The sequence below is a fragment of the Parolsenella sp. genome (genome assembly GCF_982402205.1).
In genome coordinates this window covers 1-2301 of record NZ_CEVYAT010000195.1, presented here as the reverse complement: position 1 = coordinate 2301, position 2301 = coordinate 1, and the positions used below count along the sequence as shown (strand labels likewise).

General features: G+C 60.9%; 3 protein-coding genes. All 3 read left to right on the top strand.

Going from position 1 to position 2301, the window contains the following annotated elements:
* Positions 1–602, top strand: a 602-nt coding sequence (locus AC1VTH_RS07950) for a transketolase (RefSeq protein ID WP_481335622.1), incomplete at its 5' end; no start/stop codon positions are given.
* Between the two features lie 5 nt (positions 603–607).
* Complete coding sequence (locus AC1VTH_RS07945; protein ID WP_481335621.1) at positions 608–1540, top strand: transketolase family protein; 933 nt, start codon at positions 608–610, stop codon at positions 1538–1540.
* A 153-nt stretch (positions 1541–1693) separates the two neighbouring features.
* The coding region (locus tag AC1VTH_RS07940; protein WP_481335620.1) for a class II fructose-bisphosphate aldolase at positions 1694–2301 on the top strand (608 nt) is incomplete at its 3' end.

Sequence of the window (2301 nt, the reverse complement as noted above, 5' to 3'; positions counted from 1 at the left end):
CGTGCTATTATGCGGTGCTTGCCGCCAAGGGCTTCATCTCCCGCGACGAATACGCGAACTTCCGTCAGCTCCACTCCATCCTGCAGGGCCACCCCGACGCCAAAAAGGTCCCGGGCGTGGACGCCTCCACCGGTTCGCTCGGTCAGGGCGTGTCCATCGCCGTCGGCATGGCGCTCGGCGCCAAGCACCTCGGCAAGGATACGAAGGTCTTTGCCCTCGTCGGCGACGGCGAAAGCCAGGAGGGGCAGATCTGGGAGGCTTACATGGCCGCCGCCCACTATAAGCTGGACAACCTCACCGTCATCATCGACAACAACGGTCTGCAGATCGACGGCTCAAACGATCAGGTCATGAGCCTCGGCGACCTCGGCGCAAAGCTGCGCGCCTTCGGCTTTGACCTTGTGGAGCTGCCGGACGGCAACGATCTCGACGCGGTGGAGGCCGCGCTCTCGAAGCCGACGATGCCCGGCAAGCCCAAGGCGATCCTCGCCCACACGGTCAAGGGCAAGGGTGTTTCGTTCATGGAAAATCAAGTCGGCTGGCATGGCAAGGCGCCCAACGCCGAGCAGCGCGATCAGGCTTTGAAGGAATTGGAGGGTTAACGAACATGGCTGATAAAATTGCGACCCGCCAGGCTTACGGCGAAGCGCTGATCGAGCTGGTGGAAAAGAACGATAAGGTCGTCGTGCTCGACGCCGACCTTGCCAACGCGACCCAGACCTGCAAGGTCGCCAAGGCGCACCCCGAGAAATTCTACAACTTCGGCATTGCCGAGGCCAACATGGTCGACGCCGCCGCCGGCATGAGCACGATGGGTCTCGTTCCCTTCTGCTCCACCTTCGCGATGTTCGCGGCCGGCCGGGCCTACGAGCAGATCCGCAACTCCGTTGCCTATCCGCACTTCAACGTCAAGATCTGCGCCACCCACGCCGGCGTGAGCGTCGGCGAGGACGGCGGCAGCCATCAGTGCATCGAGGACCTTGCGCTCATGCGCGTCATTCCGGGCATGACGGTCCTCTGCCCCGCCGACGCGAACGAGGCCAAGGCCGCGACCATGGCGATCGCCGATTTCGACGGCCCCGTGTATATGCGCCTCGCCCGCCTCGCCACGCCTGTTTTTGAGGGCGACATGGTCAAGCCCTTTGTTCTCGGCAAGGCCAATGTCCTGCGCGAAGGCAAGGATGTCGCGATCTTCGCGACGGGCCTGATGGTCAATGAATCCCTCCTGGCCGCCGACGAGCTCGCCAAGGACGGCATCGACGCCGCCGTCATCAACGTCCACACCATCAAGCCCATCGACGCCGAATGCGTGACTGCGTGGGCGGAGAAGTGCGGCAAGGTCATCACCGTTGAGGAGCACAGTGTCATCGGCGGCTTGGGCGACGCGGTGGCGGACGTGCTTATGGGCAAGGTCAACTGCAAATTCCATAAGATCGGTGTGAACGACCAGTTCGGCCAGTCCGGCAAGGCAGCCGACGTGCTGCGCGAGTACGGTCTGACCGCCGATCAGATCGCCGCAACGATCAAGGCCAACATCTGATGAGAGAAAGAGAGACAAAGCACACACTTTGTCTCTCTTTTTTAAGGAAATATTTTTCACTTTTCTCTTGTATTTTCCGTTTTCTGTGCTACAATACAGGTAGTACCAAACGTACCAATCATTTGAAATAACTTTACAAAAGGAGACGATATCATGCCACTCGTTACCTCTACCGAAATGTTCAAGAAGGCGTATGACGGCGGCTACGCCATCGGCGCGTTCAACGTCAACAACATGGAGATCGTGCAGGGCATCACCGAGGCCTGCCAGGAGGAGCACGCTCCCGTTATTCTTCAGGTTTCCAAGGGCGCCCGCGCCTACGCGAACCATACCTACCTCGTCAAGCTCGTCGAGGCCGCCGTGGAGTGCTGCCCCGACATCCCCATCGTGCTGCACCTCGATCACGGCCCGGACTTTGAGACCTGCAAGAGCTGCATCGACGGCGGCTTCACCTCCGTTATGATCGACGCCTCCTCCAAGCCCTTTGCCGAGAACATTGAGATCACCAAGAAGGTCGTTGAGTACGCGCATGACCACGGCGTGGTCGTCGAAGCCGAGCTCGGCACCCTCGCCGGCATCGAGGACGAGGTCAAGGTCGCGGCGCACGAGGCGTCCTACACCCATCCCGAGGAGGTCGAGGAGTTCGTCTCCAAGACCGGCTGCGACTCTCTTGCCATCGCCATCGGCACCAGCCACGGCGCTTACAAGTTCAAGCCCGAGCAGTGCACCCGCAACGCCGACGGCATCCTTGTTCCGCCCCC